This window comes from Psychroflexus gondwanensis ACAM 44 (assembly GCF_000355905.1).
GTDB lineage: Bacteria > Bacteroidota > Bacteroidia > Flavobacteriales > Flavobacteriaceae > Psychroflexus > Psychroflexus gondwanensis.
Genome location: NZ_APLF01000004.1, coordinates 285,389 through 301,112 on the forward strand (window position 1 = coordinate 285,389; position 15,724 = coordinate 301,112).

14 protein-coding genes are annotated in these 15,724 nt (G+C 35.7%); 11 read left to right on the forward strand and 3 right to left on the reverse strand.

What is annotated here, in order from left to right; genetic code table 11:
* Position 1 precedes the first annotated feature (1 nt).
* Positions 2–1,645: an amidase family protein gene (locus tag PGOND44_RS05095; RefSeq protein ID WP_003437500.1), complete on the reverse strand. Its 1,644-nt coding sequence runs from the start codon at positions 1,643–1,645 to the stop codon at positions 2–4.
* A 279-nt stretch (positions 1,646–1,924) separates the two neighbouring features.
* Between PGOND44_RS05095 and PGOND44_RS05100 the strand changes: the two genes are divergently transcribed.
* The 9 genes from PGOND44_RS05100 (at position 1,925) to PGOND44_RS15530 (ending at position 8,988) form a co-directional block, all read left to right on the forward strand.
* Positions 1,925–2,269, forward strand: a complete 345-nt coding sequence (locus PGOND44_RS05100; protein WP_003437501.1) for a hypothetical protein — start codon at positions 1,925–1,927, stop codon at positions 2,267–2,269.
* Between the two features lie 41 nt (positions 2,270–2,310).
* Positions 2,311–3,426 (forward strand): serine hydrolase domain-containing protein, encoded by a 1,116-nt coding sequence (locus PGOND44_RS05105; RefSeq protein WP_003437503.1) that lies wholly within the window; start codon positions 2,311–2,313, stop codon positions 3,424–3,426.
* 188 nt (positions 3,427–3,614) lie between these two features.
* On the forward strand, positions 3,615–3,896 hold the full coding sequence (locus PGOND44_RS15245) for a TIGR04104 family putative zinc finger protein (protein ID WP_003437505.1): 282 nt from the start codon (positions 3,615–3,617) through the stop codon (positions 3,894–3,896).
* A 396-nt stretch (positions 3,897–4,292) separates the two neighbouring features.
* Positions 4,293–5,075, forward strand: a complete 783-nt coding sequence (locus PGOND44_RS05110; protein WP_003437508.1) for a prohibitin family protein — start codon at positions 4,293–4,295, stop codon at positions 5,073–5,075.
* 277 nt (positions 5,076–5,352) lie between these two features.
* Positions 5,353–6,045 (forward strand): lipase family protein, encoded by a 693-nt coding sequence (locus PGOND44_RS05115; RefSeq protein WP_003437510.1) that lies wholly within the window; start codon positions 5,353–5,355, stop codon positions 6,043–6,045.
* Between the two features lie 56 nt (positions 6,046–6,101).
* On the forward strand, positions 6,102–6,932 hold the full coding sequence (lgt, locus tag PGOND44_RS05120; protein WP_003437520.1) for a prolipoprotein diacylglyceryl transferase: 831 nt from the start codon (positions 6,102–6,104) through the stop codon (positions 6,930–6,932).
* A gap of 145 nt (positions 6,933–7,077) precedes the next feature.
* On the forward strand, positions 7,078–8,175 hold the full coding sequence (locus tag PGOND44_RS05125) for a poly(ethylene terephthalate) hydrolase family protein (RefSeq protein ID WP_003437522.1): 1,098 nt from the start codon (positions 7,078–7,080) through the stop codon (positions 8,173–8,175).
* 220 nt (positions 8,176–8,395) lie between these two features.
* A complete protein-coding gene (locus PGOND44_RS05130) occupies positions 8,396–8,815 on the forward strand; it encodes a PH domain-containing protein (protein WP_003437524.1) in 420 nt (139 codons plus the stop codon).
* A gap of 20 nt (positions 8,816–8,835) precedes the next feature.
* Entirely contained in the window at positions 8,836–8,988 is a 153-nt protein-coding gene (locus PGOND44_RS15530) for a hypothetical protein (protein WP_155943796.1), read from the forward strand.
* A 106-nt stretch (positions 8,989–9,094) separates the two neighbouring features.
* Here the strand turns inward: PGOND44_RS15530 and PGOND44_RS05135 are convergent, their stop codons facing one another.
* A complete protein-coding gene (locus tag PGOND44_RS05135; protein WP_003437526.1) occupies positions 9,095–10,141 on the reverse strand; it encodes a CNNM domain-containing protein in 1,047 nt (348 codons plus the stop codon).
* A gap of 310 nt (positions 10,142–10,451) precedes the next feature.
* On the reverse strand, positions 10,452–10,988 hold the full coding sequence (locus tag PGOND44_RS05140; RefSeq protein ID WP_147226785.1) for an RNA polymerase sigma factor: 537 nt from the start codon (positions 10,986–10,988) through the stop codon (positions 10,452–10,454).
* A gap of 99 nt (positions 10,989–11,087) precedes the next feature.
* On the opposite strand from PGOND44_RS05140, the gene PGOND44_RS05145 reads away from it, so the two are divergent.
* Positions 11,088–12,260, forward strand: coding sequence for a FecR family protein (locus tag PGOND44_RS05145; protein ID WP_003437530.1), 1,173 nt, complete (start codon positions 11,088–11,090; stop codon positions 12,258–12,260).
* 52 nt (positions 12,261–12,312) lie between these two features.
* On the forward strand, positions 12,313–15,351 hold the full coding sequence (locus PGOND44_RS05150) for a TonB-dependent receptor domain-containing protein (RefSeq protein WP_003437534.1): 3,039 nt from the start codon (positions 12,313–12,315) through the stop codon (positions 15,349–15,351).
* Positions 15,352–15,724 lie beyond the last annotated feature (373 nt).

Here is a 15,724-nt window from a genome sequence, read left to right on the forward strand (position 1 = left end):
TTTAGTTTGAATATTTTTTAGGGGATTCACGATAGTTAGTATTTTGCTCAAAGAGTTTAGCGTAACTAAACAAATCTGACTCTCCATAAGGTTTTGCAATAAAGGTTAGACCTTTAGGCTCTCCTTCAGAAGTATAGCCCATCGGTACTGTAAGTCCCGGATATTTTGCCGCAGCAGCTTGTCCTGCATTATAATTATTGATCGATAACATTGCATCTAACCTATTATCCACCATTGGGGTTTCAAAATAAGCAAGCCCAGCTTTATAGAGATTGTCTCTTATGTCTTGAAGCTCCTCTTCAGATAAGTTTAAGTCTTCGATCCCTTCAAACCTAGCCTGTCCGTAAGGAATCCTAACCAGGGTATCTTCTAGATTAAATTTTATCACGTCTGCTGCAGATTTTACAATCACGTCTTCAGAGGTATAGGCTTTTAAATAGTTGGCAAGATCTATTTTCATATCTCCACTCAATAGTTCAGTAAAGCCCTCGAAATTCATAGGCTTGGGGTTGATCTCAATAATTTCAGCTCCTAATGACTTGAGATCTTCAAGGGCTCTGCTGTATAAGGAATCTTCAAGATAACTGGTATACACGCCAAATCTTAAATTCTTTAAGTCTGCTCTAGGATCTATCTCCCAGGGCACCGCAGCACCGGACTTTGCCGTGGCCATTGCTGAAAACACAATAGAATTATCGCTTATGGTTTTGGTAATAGGTCCAGGGGTATCCAAAGTACTAGAAATGGGCACAATCCCTTCCTGACTTAGTACACCAACGGTAGGTTTTAAACCTACCGACGATTGCTGACTGGAGGGCGAAAGAATAGAACCCGAGGTTTCTGTACCTATAGCAGCTACTGCATAGTTGGCAGCAACACTTACTGCACTTCCAGAGCTCGACCCACCAGTATCAAAGGTTCTAGGTCCGTATGGATTTAAAGTTTGACCACCAATAGCACTATATCCGTTAGGACAACCATCGCAAAGGAAATTGGCCCACTCACTCAAGTTGGCTTTTCCCAAAATAAGAGCGCCGTGAGATTTTAAATTGGTAACAATCTTTGCATCGATTTCGGTTTGGTTATCCATCAAGGCCACTGCGCCAGCGGTGGTGATCATATTTTTGGTATTGATATTATCCTTCAATAAAATGGGCATCCCGTAGATAGGGTGTTGCTTTTTGGCTTGAAGCGCATCTAGCTCTTCCGCTTGAGCCACCACCCTGGGATTGATGGAAATAATTGCATTGAGTGCTAAGTCTTTATTAGTCTCGGTATCTGCAATCCGGAAGAGATACCATTGGGTTAAACTCTTATAAGTAAGAGTTCCGTCTTCAATATGATTTTGAATGGAAGTAATGTCTTGGTCAAAAATGTAAGGCGTAAGATTAACGTACATCTCTTTAGAAAAGCCATTGAGTTGGGAGGTAATGGTTTCTATAATAGCATTCCGATCAGAAACTTTAGATTGTATGAGTTGATAGCGCAAACGCTCCGATGCGTTGTCGGCGCTGGAGTCTATTATACCCGTTTCGTCGTAAGGTACCCAGACCTCAAATTCTGGAGCCGAATTGTCTTTACAAGCACTTAGACTTAATATAAAAAGGGTAACAATAAAAAATGAATTAAACTTAAACTGATGCATGGATAAATTTTAGAAATAATGTTTGAGCCTTAAAAATAGCACAATTTTAGGATTCAATTGGTTTGAATTCAATTATTTAAATGAAAACCTACCTAATACTGAGTATTGTGTAATCTTAATATTATCCTTATTTTTGGAAACATTTAATAAAATATTAATTTTTTGATCGCTAAAAAATGCTTTTTGTTACTTTTTCATCCCTTATCTTAGTAACATTATTTCAAGGTGTTTTTAAATCTGATCAATTTTTTAACCCCAATCTATTTTAAGCTTTTGATTATGAAACGACTGAATCTCCTAGAGATATTAAAGAAAAAGTATCCCAAAAGTATTAACCCCAAACTGATTTATGTGGGGCTATTCCAAACCTCTAAAGACGTTTTTCTAGAGAAAATCCTAGATGACGAACCGGAACGTCTAGTCCAGCATAATTTGGAGCAGATTTACGATAAAGACTTGGTGCATTTTCAACCTATACTCCAGGGCTGCTTGTTTAATCCGCTTATTCCTATAGATGATAATGCCACTCGGTTTTTATTACACATGGATCCGTTGAGTATTATGCTAAACTTTAATGATATTTTTACTGAAGACGCCACCGATCGCCTACTAAAGTATATTTAGAATTGAGAACTATGCCGTAAAAATTCATAACCTTTTCACTCTTGAAACTCAACCTGTTCTCCAAACTCATCATACTTTTAGTCCTATTACAAAGTTTATCCTCCTGTAAAGTTGGTCGGTTTATTGTCTATAATTTTGCAGATATCAACGACCATAAGAAATTCCCGTCAAGACTTATAGAAAACGACTCTACCAGCTTTCAGTTTACAGAGGCCAAAATTTCCAAAATACCAGATTCTGTTACGGTTAAAAAAGAGAAGACCAGTTTTGAAACCTATCTAGAAGATAACGAAACCGTCGCGTTTTTAGTGATTAGAAACGACACCCTACTCTATGAAAACTATTGGTATGACTATAACCGCTCTTCCGTTGTGCCCTCATTTTCTATGGCCAAATCGGTGACTTCTATCCTTATTGGCATTGCTATAGACGACGGACTTATTACTTCTGTTGACGAACCGGTAACCACGTATATCCCAGAGCTCAAAGACAATGGATTTGACCAAGTAAGTCTTGAGCATCTGCTACAAATGACCTCTGGGCTAAAGTTTGGCGAAAGTTACTACAATCCCTTTGGGACGGTGGCTACCTTTTATTACGGGAGACGCCTCAGGAAAGCTATTGAAAAGCTAGAGCTAGAGAATCCTCCTGGAGTTGGTTTTGACTATACCAGCGGCGAAGCACAATTGCTAGGCTTGGTTTTAGAACGGGCGCTCAACGGCCAGACCGTCTCTTCGTACCTGGAAGAGAAGCTGTGGAAACCTCTCCAAATGGAATACAATGCCAGTTGGAGCATCGATAAAAAGAAAAACGGACTGGAGAAAACCTTTTGCTGCCTAAATGCCAGAGCACGTGATTTTGCCAAGCTCGGCCGACTCTACCTCAACAAAGGAAACTGGAACGGACAGCAGATTGTCTCTGAAGCTTGGGTAAAGCGCTCTACAGCAGTCGATACCACCAAAGGGAGTTCTTGGGAATACCAATACCAGTGGTGGATCCCCACCAAAACTGGGGATTTTATGGCCGAAGGAATTCTAGGCCAGTATATTTACGTAGACCCCAAAACCAACTTGATCATCGTAAGACTAGGGAAAAGTAATGGCGATACTAATTTTGAAAGCCTCTTTGTAAGTATGAGTTCGTATTATAAAATGTAAAATTAAAAAGAATTCGTTTATCTTGTATTAGTTCAGGTAAATGGGTAGTTTTATATAAAAAGAGTTAGGCATAATTATGGCAAAAACTGTAACAAAATTTTCATTATTTATTGCTTCGCCTAATCATCTTGAAGTAGAAAGTTCTGCGACTGTTATAAAATAATAAACCATTAAAACACGATAAGCCTATGACCTGTGAGACGTGCAATGCTAAATTCAGCTACTTTAAAGTATTAAAATCCTTTTGGCTTGGATATCAAGATATAAAATGTGACCACTGCGATTCAACTTATGAACATAAGCTATCGAATAGAGTTTTAGGAGGACTCCTCGTAATGATTTCAATTTTTGTAAGTTTTATTATTTTCAGTGACAAACCTAAGTTAGTCCCTATCATTGGATTTATACTGATGTCTATAGTTTTATCGTTACTCTTACCGTTTATTATGAAGTTCCGTCGATTAGAATAAAGTGCAGAAGATATGCTGATCGTAAAAGTAAATTTATAGAATACAAAGCCGACACAAATGAATAACTCAAAAATAGGAGTCGTGTAGTGAAAGTTCACCTACTTTTCTTACTTATCAAATGTAACTCTTAAATTGATTTCCATTTAATTCCAGACATCCACATTCGTAAAAGACTAGAGTTGAGTTGATTGATAAATCTATGCAGGTCAGAATAAGTGAAAAATTCTGATCGTGCAGACTAACTTTTCAATTCTCAATCCATAAAAAATATTTATACATATTATTATATAATCAGTATAATATACTTTTAGTTACATATATTTCATAAATATTACCTAAATAATAAATTATAGGCATTTATTACCCTTTTAAGTATTATTTTTAATAAAAAATATTATGAAAACAAAAACTATTTTAAGCATAGCTCTAGCAGCTATTTTTTTAAGCAGTTGCGCCGTGATTAGGCCTGGTGAGGCTGGAGTAAAACAGACACTTGGTAATTTTTCAGACGAAGTGATAACTCAAGGGACTATAATTTATAACCCTTTTATAAGTAAAGTGATAAAAGAATCTACACAGACTAATAATATAAAACTTTTTCTGAGTCTACCCAGTAAAGAAGGTCTTAGTGTAAATTCTGAGATTTCAATTTTATACCGCTTAGAAAAAAATAAAATACCCTCTGTATTAGAGAATTTAGGGCGAGATTATGAATCTATAATTACTAGTGTATTTAGATCTGCTTCTTCTGATATATGTGCTCAGTTTTTTGCCAAGGATATGCATTCTGGGATGCGTGCACAGATAGAGAAAGAAATCAAAGCCAGTATGGAAGAGAATATAACGAAACAAGCCGATGGTATCGAACTTATTGCTGTTTTAATGAAGAGCATACAATTACCTCAGGGTTTAGCTAATTCTATAGAACGAAAATTGCAGGCTGAACAAGATGCTATGCGATTGGTGTTTGTTCTACAACAAGAAAAATTAGAGGCCGAGAGAAAAATCATAGGTGCAAAGGGAGAGCGAGATGCCCAGCTTATTCTAGCAGAGGGACTTACTGATCAAATTATAAAAACTAGAAGTATAGAGGCCTTTAGTAAATTATCTCTATCTCCAAACTCAAAAATAATCATCACCGATGGAAAGGCCCCTCTATTGATTAATATTGATCAATAAATTTTAATAATGAATTTGTGGTTCGACGAAAACTCAATAGAGCCCCAAATGCAAAGATCAGTATTACTTATTGTCAAACCTATAAAATGCTAAATACTGATTAAAATACAAATCTATTTTTTCGTTTTGTTTATGTTTTAGTTGAAAGCCATCTCAGATTTGAGATGGCTTTTAGTTTATAGAAAGCTGTAGTCCGTCCGATTACCATATTGCCTGAATTTTGAAAAGGAAAAAACAATTATATTCACTGTGTAATTAGACTTGAAACCCTAAAGAATTGTTTGAACCAAAACCGGCACTACTCATTTATAAGCCAAGAACATCGATAAAAATAGGTCTATTCCTTGTAATTCTTTTTGGCTCGTTTTTATGGGCTTGCGGATCAATTAATGACAACCGCTTTATTTTCTTCCTCCACAATCGATTTTTAGAAGAACACGGCTTAAGTGAATTACATCCCAAATTCGGACGGACAGAATACAATGAGATCATTGCCGAATTTGAAAAAAATGGTTTTAAGGTTTTCAGCGAAAAAAGAAACGGAAACGTAAACGCGCGAGAATACGCCTTAGGAATTGTTAATCAAATTGACAGCTTGATAAAAAACGGTACTGAATCAAACAACATAACAATCGTTGGAACATCAAAAGGTGGATATATTGCTCAATACGTTTCAACATTAGCAAGAAATCCAGACTTAAATTTTGTTTTTATCGGAAGTTTTAGGACTAGCGACTTGGAAAATAGTCCAGAAATCAACTATTGTGGGAACATTCTAAGCATTTACGAAAAGTCCGATCCCTTTGGAGTTTCTGCATTGGAACGAAAAAAATCTTCAAGCTACAAAATTAAACATTTTAAAGAAATTGAACTGAATACAGGAATGGGACACGGCTTTTTATTTAAAGCTTTAAAAGAATGGATTGAACCGACAATAGATTGGGCAAACGGAAATTACAAAAGCAAGTAAAAAGCGACTGGAACCTATTTAGATTAAGTAAAAATGAATCCTACTTTGCATAACAAATGAAAGATAAAATTATAAATTGGAATGTAGACCCCGTGATTTTTTGGATAACTGACACATTTCCTTTAAAATATTATGGCTTGTTTTTTATGACGGGGCTTCTCTTAGCTCATTACATTATAAAACGCATTTACATTAAAGAAAATATACCCATTGCAAATTTAGAAAAGCTATTTATCTACATCGTTGTTGGAACACTTTTGGGAGCAAGACTCGGACATTGTTTATTTTATGACCCTTCCTATTATTTTCAAAATCCAGTCGAAATTTTACTCCCTATCAAAAAGATAGGAGACTCCTATCAATTTATTGGATTTCAAGGACTCGCAAGTCATGGAGGGGCCATTGGGGTTTTAATTGCAATCGCTCTTTATTGTCAAAAATATAAAACTAAATTTTTATGGGTGTTAGATAGAGTGACAATTGTTGCACCAATTGCAGCTGCTTTTATAAGATTTGGGAATTTTATGAACTCAGAAATTTATGGGAAACCTACCAACGGAAACTGGGGAGTTGTTTTTCAAAGAGATGATATGATACCAAGACATCCAACTCAACTCTATGAGGCTTTCTCATACCTTCTCATATTTGGTATATTATTTTTTATATATAAGAATAGAGCTAAAGAAAAAGCTAATGGACTTATATTTGGAGTGTTTTTAGTTTTACTATTTTTAACACGATTTTTAATAGAATTTTTTAAAGAAAATCAAGTCGGGTTCGAAAGTCAAATGTTGATTAATATGGGACAAGTTTTAAGTATTCCTTTTATTATAATTGGGCTGATTTTAATAATTACTAGGAAAAGACAAACAGTAAATACCTTATAGACATTGGTAATATTTTGATGAAATTGAAATAAAAACAGGAATGTAATATGCTTTTTATTTTAAAGTCAACTAAATTTAATGTTTACCTTACTGCTTTCAAAAATAAAAATGAGTGAATACCTAATCTAATATTTTAAAAGAACCCATGAAAAACCTATACTTCGTCCTCTTGCTCACTTTTATCTCCCCCCTGTTCAGCAATAGTGCTCTTGCCCAGTGTGATGACATAAGTCTAGAGAATCTTACGAACCCAGGGCCATTTGATGTAGAAATCCTTACCGAGGCAGATGGAATTCGAAATGGGCCCAATTATTTAGAAGCGACCATTTACTACCCAACCAACGCTACGCCGCCCTTCGCAAGTATTGCAATAGTCCCTGGATTTGTATCGCTTCCTACGAGTGTGGAAGAATGGGGACCGTTTTATGCGTCTCACGGAATTGTAACCATTATTATAGGGACAAATTCTATTTTTGATCTCCCAGAGGCACGTGCTAATGCCCTGCTAGATGCCTTGGAAACTATTAAGCAAGAAAATAGTAGAGTCTCTTCTCCGCTTGAAGGAGACCTCAACTTAGACCAATTGGCCGTAAGTGGATGGTCTATGGGCGGTGGTGGTGCTCAAAGGGCTGCTGTTCTTGATAATAGCATTGCCGGCGTTGTAGCTTTATGTCCATGGCTTCCTAACCCTCAACTTAATCATGAAAGTCCAGTCCTTATTTTTAGCGGTGAGGAGGATACTGTAGCTCCTCCTTCACAGCACGCAGATCTTCATTATAATGCAACACCGAATATGACTGACAAAGTACTCTTCGAAATTGCAAATGGCGATCACTCCGTTGCAAATACGCCTAATGGCGGAGGCGGTTCTGTAGGGAGAATAGCACTTTCTTGGCTTAAACTCTATCTGGAAAATAACGATTGTTATTGTCCGTTGTTAACAGACAATCTCTTAGTAAATCCTCCTGCTGCTTCTAAGGTGGAGCAAAGTTTCGAATGTGAATTGTTGGGGATTGATAGTCAGGAATTGGCTATTGGATTTTATCCCAATCCAACCAGAAACATAGTCTATTTAGAAATTCCTAAAGACGTTCATTATGAACTCATTTCGTCCCTAGGACAACCTTTATTAGAAGGAAATCTAACTGGAAATAACAAGCAGATTGATTTGTCTCAATTTCCCGAAAGCTTGTATTATTTGCAAATAGAAGGTCAAGTTATAAAACTTATTAAAAACAATTAACTAGCCTACATGAACATGATAAGCAATTCTAACATAAACAAAAATATAAGGGTCGTATACCTAAAGCCTTTGTTGATTGATAAGCGATAATAAGAACACAGGTAGTAAATTGATTTATATATGTATTGCAACAGCCGCATTTGAAATCATATCGATTAAAGTCTAGTATTACTTCATGACTAGAGACCTGATTATAGAAAGGTTAATTAAAAAAATAGTGATGATAAAAAAAAATAAAGCCAAAGTCTCTTATGGAATGTTGATCTTCATATTTCTAGTATTTTTTGGCCCTGTCAGCTTTGAAGTTTTAAACGATGGCATTCAAAGTGAATTTTATGTACTACTTGGAGTACTCATCCCATCATTTGTCTTCATCTTATATATGTTCCTAAAAACGGAATACTACATTGAAGAGAACCTCTTAAAAATAAAATGCGGTCTATTATTCAATAAAAGCATTGAGATTCATAAGATCAAAAAAATAAGTAAAACAAATAGCCCAATCTCCTCTCCGGCTCGAATTGAGATCACTTACGGAGAGTATGACGAGATCATACTCTCACCCAAAGACAAACTTACTTTGGCAAAGGACCTTACAACAATTCACCCAGCCATTGAAAATAATATAACTGAAGACTAGAGATAAAGAATATGAATAAAATGAGACGTATTGGATTAGTCGTACTAATCATAGGAATTATAAGCCAATTTGCTTTAGAAGAGGCTACTTACGATTTTTGGTCTGGAGCCTTAATTGGTGGAGGAATTGCCTTGCTTTTTTTTGGGAAAATGGTCAAACTACCTCATAAATAGAATTTTAATGCTGAGCAATTTTTAAAATCGAGCTGCAGGTGTATTCAAAATTAGCCCAAACGATGAAAAAAGACTTGCTCTTTGTATTTGCCAAACAACTTGGCTTTTAGCGTTTCAAATAGTTGTACTTTTTTTGCTTTTCTTTCCACCGTTTCATCGCATATTTCTGCATATCCTCTACTTTATCTTTTTCATCTACGATTTCAAAGCCAAGTAGAGCTTCTATGATATCCTCTAAAGTGGTAATACCATCCATGCCTCCATATTCGTCGGTCACCAAGGAAATATGCTCTTTATGCTGAAGGAGTTCCTCCCAAACATCAAACAAAGTCATGTCCTTAGGAAAGCTTAAAAGATCTCGTTTTATATCCTTAAGTTGAACATCAAATTTATCTTCGGCTAGTTTTTCAAAAATGAGTTCTCGTAGTACGTAGCCTGTGATTTGGTCTTTTTCATTTTGATAGATAGGAATTCTAGAAAAATGTAGAAACTCTTTATTTTGCATAAACTCTTCTAAACTCATCTCTTCGCTTGCGGTTACAACCACAATTCGAGGAGTCATCACTTCACTGATCTTTATACTCTTCAGCTTGATTAAATTTTGGATGATTCTATTTTCTTTATCAACGAAAACCCCTTCTTGAGTTCCAATGGTAGCAAGTGCAGAAATCTCCTCTCTACTAGTAGTCAGTTGTTTTTTTTCTCTTGAAAGTTTTTTAGTTAACATAGAGGAAAGTTTTACAAGTGGATAGGTAATAACCATCATGAATTTAATGGTTTTATAAGAGATTCCTACCAGTTCCCTACTGTAGTTTGCGCCTAGTGTTTTAGGAATAATTTCTGTAAAAATTAAAATTAAAAGCGTTAAAATCGCTGAAACCACCCCAAAATAGGCTTCACCAAATACAAGAGTTGCCTGTGCTCCTACCCCCGCTGCTCCAACGGTATGCGCAATCGTATTTACAGTGAGAATAGCAGTTAAAGGTTTGTCGATATCTTCTTTAAGTTCCAACATAGAAGAAGACTTTACCTTTGCATCAGACGATTCAGATTTTAAAAAAGACACTGGAACAGATAACAAAACTGCTTCCATAATAGAGCAAATAAAGGAAGAAAAAAGAGCTATAAAAAGGTATAGAAATAAAAGAGCCATACGGTATCAAGGTTTCAAATCACACAATACTCAAATTTAAGGGATTTTAAGGTTAGTTTTGATTTAAAATGAAATTGTTTGCAGAGTTTTATCATATAGGTACTAAGATTTGATTTTAATTTGAGCTTAACAGCAATCCACTGTTTCAATTTCTTTAAAGATAAGAGAAAGCAAATGAGTAGTTTTTAAAACTGCAGTGTAGGTAGTTAAAGTCAATTAATCTGCGGCATAAGTAATCGAGCATTCTAATTTGCTTTGTAACGTTAGGATTAACATCATAGCTTAGAAGAAGCCAACGTTTTTTTAAGATTTACAACATAAACTGATTAGCTCGCTTTCTGAGATGCTTTAGTGCTTTGGACATCTGGTTTTCCACCGTCTTTACAGAAATATCCATGTCTTTGGCAATATCTTTATAGATGGTTTTTTCTAGTTTGTTTTTGACAAATATCTCCTTACATCTTGGCGGCAACTCATCTATATACTGGTGTAATTTTTTGAGTTTGGTTTCCTGATGGTATTCCTGAGTATTCATTGAACTCGCAATCACCTCACATTTGATAGTATCTAAATCATCAAACTTAATTTTCTTTTTTCTTAAGTGTTGTAAAAATTGATTGTGACAAGACGTAAATAAGTAATTTTTAAGTGAACCTGTAATAGTGATTTTGCGACGCTTTTCATAAAATTTCATTAACATATCTTGAACAATATCTTCGGATAATTTTTTGTTTTCACAAAGCTTAAAGACATAATTACAAAGCCATTGGTAGTATTTATCGTATAGAATTTGATAAGCGATTTCATCGCCTTGTTTCAATTTTTGTATAAAATTAAGTTCTTTCACTTTTAGCAAATTAAGAAAAATATTTAATTTATCTGAATTCAAATAGGGGTTTTTCAATAAAACCGCATCTTATAAGTAAGAGATCTACATAAATTCTAAATGAATTCAGACCAACTTATTGAAAATTATTTACAGGGAAGTCTTTCTAAAAGAGAGAGAGTTCAACTGAATAAATGGGTTAAAAAAGACTTAAAGAACCTTAAGCATTTTAAGGAACGTATTCGTTCACATTCTTATGTCATCCCCTTAAACTTCAATTCTGATAAAGCTTTTGATCGTTTTTATCAAAAAATTCAAGAGAAAAAACACTCAAGCAAACAAAGACTAAAAATATTTTACTGGGCTGCAAGTTTTACAGCCTTAATAGGTCTAGGTCTTCTCTATCAAAATTCAGAATTATTATTTACAGATCAATATAATGTAGCCAATAAAAAAGAGGCTAATGAGAGTCTAAAGGAAATCCAAGTCACTTTATCTGATGGAAGTCAATACCGTATCGACAAAAAATCAACTACAAGTCTTGAGGACAAATCAGGTAGACTTGTCGCCAGTCAATTAGATAATATATTATCCTTTGAAACTCATTCTTCTATTGCAAAGGATACCTCAACAACCCAAATTGACATACCGTATGGAGAGAAATTAAAACTTAGACTATCTGATGGAACTTTAGTCTGGTTAAATTCGGGGAGTAGCCTAAGCTTTCCTCAACAATTTAGCTCTAAGTCCAAAACCAGAGAAGTAAATGTGAACGGTGAGGCCTATTTTGAGGTTTCTAAAAATAAACAAAAACCGTTTATAGTCCATACGCCCAGCGTAAGTGTGAAAGTTTTGGGGACTCACTTTAATATTTCTTCCTACGCCAACGATTCTAAGGCAGAAACAACCCTCATGGAAGGTAAAGTCCAAGTTTACCATAGCCTTCAAAAAAATACTCCTATTGAATTAGTACCAAATCAACAGGCGGTATTTGAAAAGACAAGCCGGATTTTTCAAAAAAATACGGTAGACGCCAACGCTTATAACAGTTGGATTGATGACATTTTGATTGTAGACGGTCTGTCCTTTCTTGAACTTAAGAAAAAACTAGAACGCAAATACAATATTACAATTACCAACGAATTGGATCATCTATGGGAGAAAACCTACAGAGGTGAATTTAAAGATGAATCCCTTGCCGAAACCTTGGAAACCATCGCCCTAAGTTCAAAATTTAGTTTTTCTATAGATGGAAAACACGTTAGAATTTTTAATAAAAAACCAAAGGATTAAACAGGCCAACAACCAGTAGTTCAACACAATTATTAACTTAAAACACTTTACAATGAAGATTTACACAAAAGGATTTGAACATCGAAAATGTTCAACTTTACGTATGACAACACTGAAAGCGATGCTCGTAGTATTCTTATCGTTCTTTGTTGTTAACCCAAGTTTTGCAAACCCAAAACTTCAACAGAACATTTCTATTGCTTATGAAGATGCAAAGCTTCTTGATGTTTTAAACGACATCAAATCAAAATCGAAATTCAATTTCTTTTATGATATCAATGAAATTGATGAGAATAAGAAAGTAAGTATTGAAGCCAAAAACGAAGCTTTTGAAAACATTTTAGATCAAATTAGCAAGCAAGTTAACTTCGATTATACCTTCAATGGAAATCAAGTTATCCTTACAGCCGGCATTACAAATGCCAAGGCTGTCACTGTTGCTATCCAAGACCGAGAAGTAACTGGAATGGTTGTAGGGCCAGATGGGAATCCGCTACCTGGAGCTAATGTCATAGTGAAAGGAACCAGCGTTGGCGCACAAACCGACTTTGATGGAAACTTTACAGTACAGGTTCCTGAGGGTTCAAAATTCCTTGTGATCTCTTATGTAGGTTTTGAAGAGAAGGAAGTAAATGTAAAGGGGAAATCCAACGTAACAGTTCAATTGAAGCCAGATGCTGGACAACTTGATGCCGTGGTTGTAATAGGGACTCGAGGTAAACCAAGAACCTCTTTTGACTCTCCAGTAGCTGTAGATAATTTTAAAACATCAGAGCTACAAAAAACAGGTAAAACGACAGTTGATCAACAATTGATGCTACGCGTCCCTTCCTATAATGCAACAGAACAGCCAGTATCAGATGCAGCGGCTCACTTTAGTCCTGCAGGTTTGAGAGGTCTTTTTCCTAGTAGAACTTTAGTATTGGTAAATGGAAAACGAAAAAATGCCAGTGCACTAGTTTATAGTTATGTCACTCCAGGCCGTGGTGAAGTTGGGGTAGATATGAAAGCTATTCCCTCTGCAGCTTTAGAAAGCGTAGAAGTTTTGAGAGATGGTGCAGCTGCACAATACGGATCGGATGCGATTGCTGGTGTCATTAATCTTGTGATGAAGGAAGATGTAGATCCTTTTGTAAATACAGGTTATAGCACAACAACACGTGGTGATGGTGAACAGTACCAATTAGAATCTGGTTTTGGTATAGACCTTGGACCTGAGGGCTTCGCCAATTTCACATTAAGTCATATGGACTCTAAGGCTACACAACGTGCAGGAACAATCACAAGTGTACAAGATGAGGCAGATTACTGGGGAATTCCTGGTGCCGTACCAGATTATAGTATAGATGATTTATCTGCTTTTCTAGATCGAAATCCAAGTGCTGGTTTTCAAGTGGGTTTACCAAACACCACAATTACTAATTTTGCTTATAACTTAGGGTTTACCTTAGATGAAGAGACCAATACAGAAATTTATTCTTTTGGTACACTCACCGACAGAGAAGGTTCTGCCCCTCAGTTTGCTAGAGTGCCATATTGGGTGCCAGGTTTTGAGGCCATCTATCCAGATCAAGATTTCTTTTTGGCTAAAATGGCTCCTCAAATTCGAGATCATACTTTCGCGTTTGGTTTGAAAACAACCTTTAACGAGTGGAATTTTGACTTAAGTTCCACTTTAGGTAAAAATAGAATTGACTATTATATCGAAGATTCGTTTAACCAGTCTTTTGCTGGAAGTAGTCCTTCTGATTTTTATAATGGAGCCCATGAATTTAGTCATGTGGTTAATAATTTGGATATTAATAGAACCTTCTACGATACAGGACTTGAAGCTTTATCAGTAGCTTTTGGTTTAGAACACAGGACAGAAAACTTTGTAACCGAAGAGGGTGAATTTGCTTCTTACGGGGATGGAGAATCTCCCGATGCACAAGGAGGCAGGACAGGTTCAGAATCTTTTGGAGGTTTTAGTCCAGAAAATGCATCAGATGATTACAGATCGAATGTTGGTTTTTACACAGACATCACTGCAGATTTTACAGAATCCTTTTTAGTGAGTGGTGCTTTGCGTTATGAAGATTACAGTGATTTCGGATCTAATATAAGTTGGAAATTAAGTTCTAGATATAAGTTTCTTGATGATAAATTGGTCGTAAGAGGTTCTGTAAGTAGTGGTTTTAGAGCGCCATCTTTACACCAAGTCTACTATACAGCCACAACAACGACTTTAACAACCAACGGAGTACAGCAAAATGGTATTTTGAATAATGCCAACCCTGCTTTAAGAGCACTTGGTATTCCTGAGCTAGACGCTGAAACGTCGTTTAACTTGAGTGGTGGTTTAACCTATAGATTTAATAGAAATTCTGGGATCACCATAGATGCTTACCAAATCGATGTAGACGATAGAATTGCACTCTCTGGGCAAGTTACAGCCACAGGAGATCCAAATAGTCCTATAGACCAGACTCTAGATAATGTGGGAGTGGGTTCTGCTGGCTTTTTCTTGAATGCTATAGATACAAGAACCAAAGGGATTGATATTGTATATAGCTACAGTAATATAGAATTGGGAAGAGGTTTCTTAAGCGGTAGTGTAGCTGCTAACTTCAATGAAACAGAAGTGCAAGGAACTAATTTTCCTGCGTTTATTGAAGACAATAATTTAGGAGATGCCATTTTTTCAAGAGAAGATATTTCCAGAGTTGAAAGCTGGAGACCTCAAGAAAAAGTTGTCGCAACCGCTAGTTATGAAATCGATAAGTTTACCGCAAATTTATCTTTGATGTATTACGGTTCAGTAACTTACAGACACCCTGTTGATCCTATAAACGATGCTACCTACGGAGGCAAAACCTTAACGGATTTGAGCGTTAATTATGCGTTTACAGATAAAATCAATTTTACTCTGGGCGTGAATAATTTATTTGATGTTTTTCCTGATACCTTTGCTGAAGCATACGCATCAACTGGTGGAACACCACAAGACAGAAATTTAGATTTCGTTGGGAGATTTAAGTACCCGTGGCAAACCACACAGTTTGGTATTGACGGAACTCGAGTTTTTTCTCAATTGAATATTAGTTTCTAAAGTAGAATTTATAATAATTTTTCAAACCCCTGTTTTAAAAAACAGGGGTTTTTTTGTGGTTTCATCTACACGAACGTTAAGAGAAATGAAGAAGCTTTATAGGATACAATCAGCAACAAGATCTATAAGAAAATAAATATATAATACTAGGAGACCAAATTGAAGTGCAGCCTTATGTATACTCCTCTATGAGCATGAACCAATACGATTACTTTCCCAGTTGTTTGATGATGGGATTAGCCGGGAACGATTTGTTTCTTAACCAAATCCTTTTCATCGATACTGAAAATAATTTTTTCGGGATTAGTGAATAAAAGGCCTTAACCCTATTTGAATAAGTCTCACTGCTCTACACCTATTATCTTAGGAAAAT

Excerpts from the sequence above, each read along its gene's own strand:
- PGOND44_RS05095 (WP_003437500.1), bottom strand. The coding sequence starts at position 1,645 with ATGCATCAGTTTAAGTTTAATTCATTTTTTATTGTTACCCTTTTTATA.
- PGOND44_RS05100 (WP_003437501.1), top strand. The coding sequence starts at position 1,925 with ATGAAACGACTGAATCTCCTAGAGATATTAAAGAAAAAGTATCCCAAA.
- PGOND44_RS15245 (WP_003437505.1), top strand. The coding sequence starts at position 3,615 with ATGACCTGTGAGACGTGCAATGCTAAATTCAGCTACTTTAAAGTATTA.
- PGOND44_RS05110 (WP_003437508.1), top strand. The coding sequence starts at position 4,293 with ATGAAAACAAAAACTATTTTAAGCATAGCTCTAGCAGCTATTTTTTTA.
- lgt (WP_003437520.1), top strand. The coding sequence starts at position 6,102 with ATGAAAGATAAAATTATAAATTGGAATGTAGACCCCGTGATTTTTTGG.
- PGOND44_RS05125 (WP_003437522.1), top strand. The coding sequence starts at position 7,078 with ATGAAAAACCTATACTTCGTCCTCTTGCTCACTTTTATCTCCCCCCTG.
- PGOND44_RS05130 (WP_003437524.1), top strand. The coding sequence starts at position 8,396 with ATGATAAAAAAAAATAAAGCCAAAGTCTCTTATGGAATGTTGATCTTC.
- PGOND44_RS15530 (WP_155943796.1), top strand. The coding sequence starts at position 8,836 with ATGAGACGTATTGGATTAGTCGTACTAATCATAGGAATTATAAGCCAA.
- PGOND44_RS05135 (WP_003437526.1), bottom strand. The coding sequence starts at position 10,141 with ATGGCTCTTTTATTTCTATACCTTTTTATAGCTCTTTTTTCTTCCTTT.
- PGOND44_RS05145 (WP_003437530.1), top strand. The coding sequence starts at position 11,088 with ATGAATTCAGACCAACTTATTGAAAATTATTTACAGGGAAGTCTTTCT.
- PGOND44_RS05150 (WP_003437534.1), top strand. The coding sequence starts at position 12,313 with ATGAAGATTTACACAAAAGGATTTGAACATCGAAAATGTTCAACTTTA.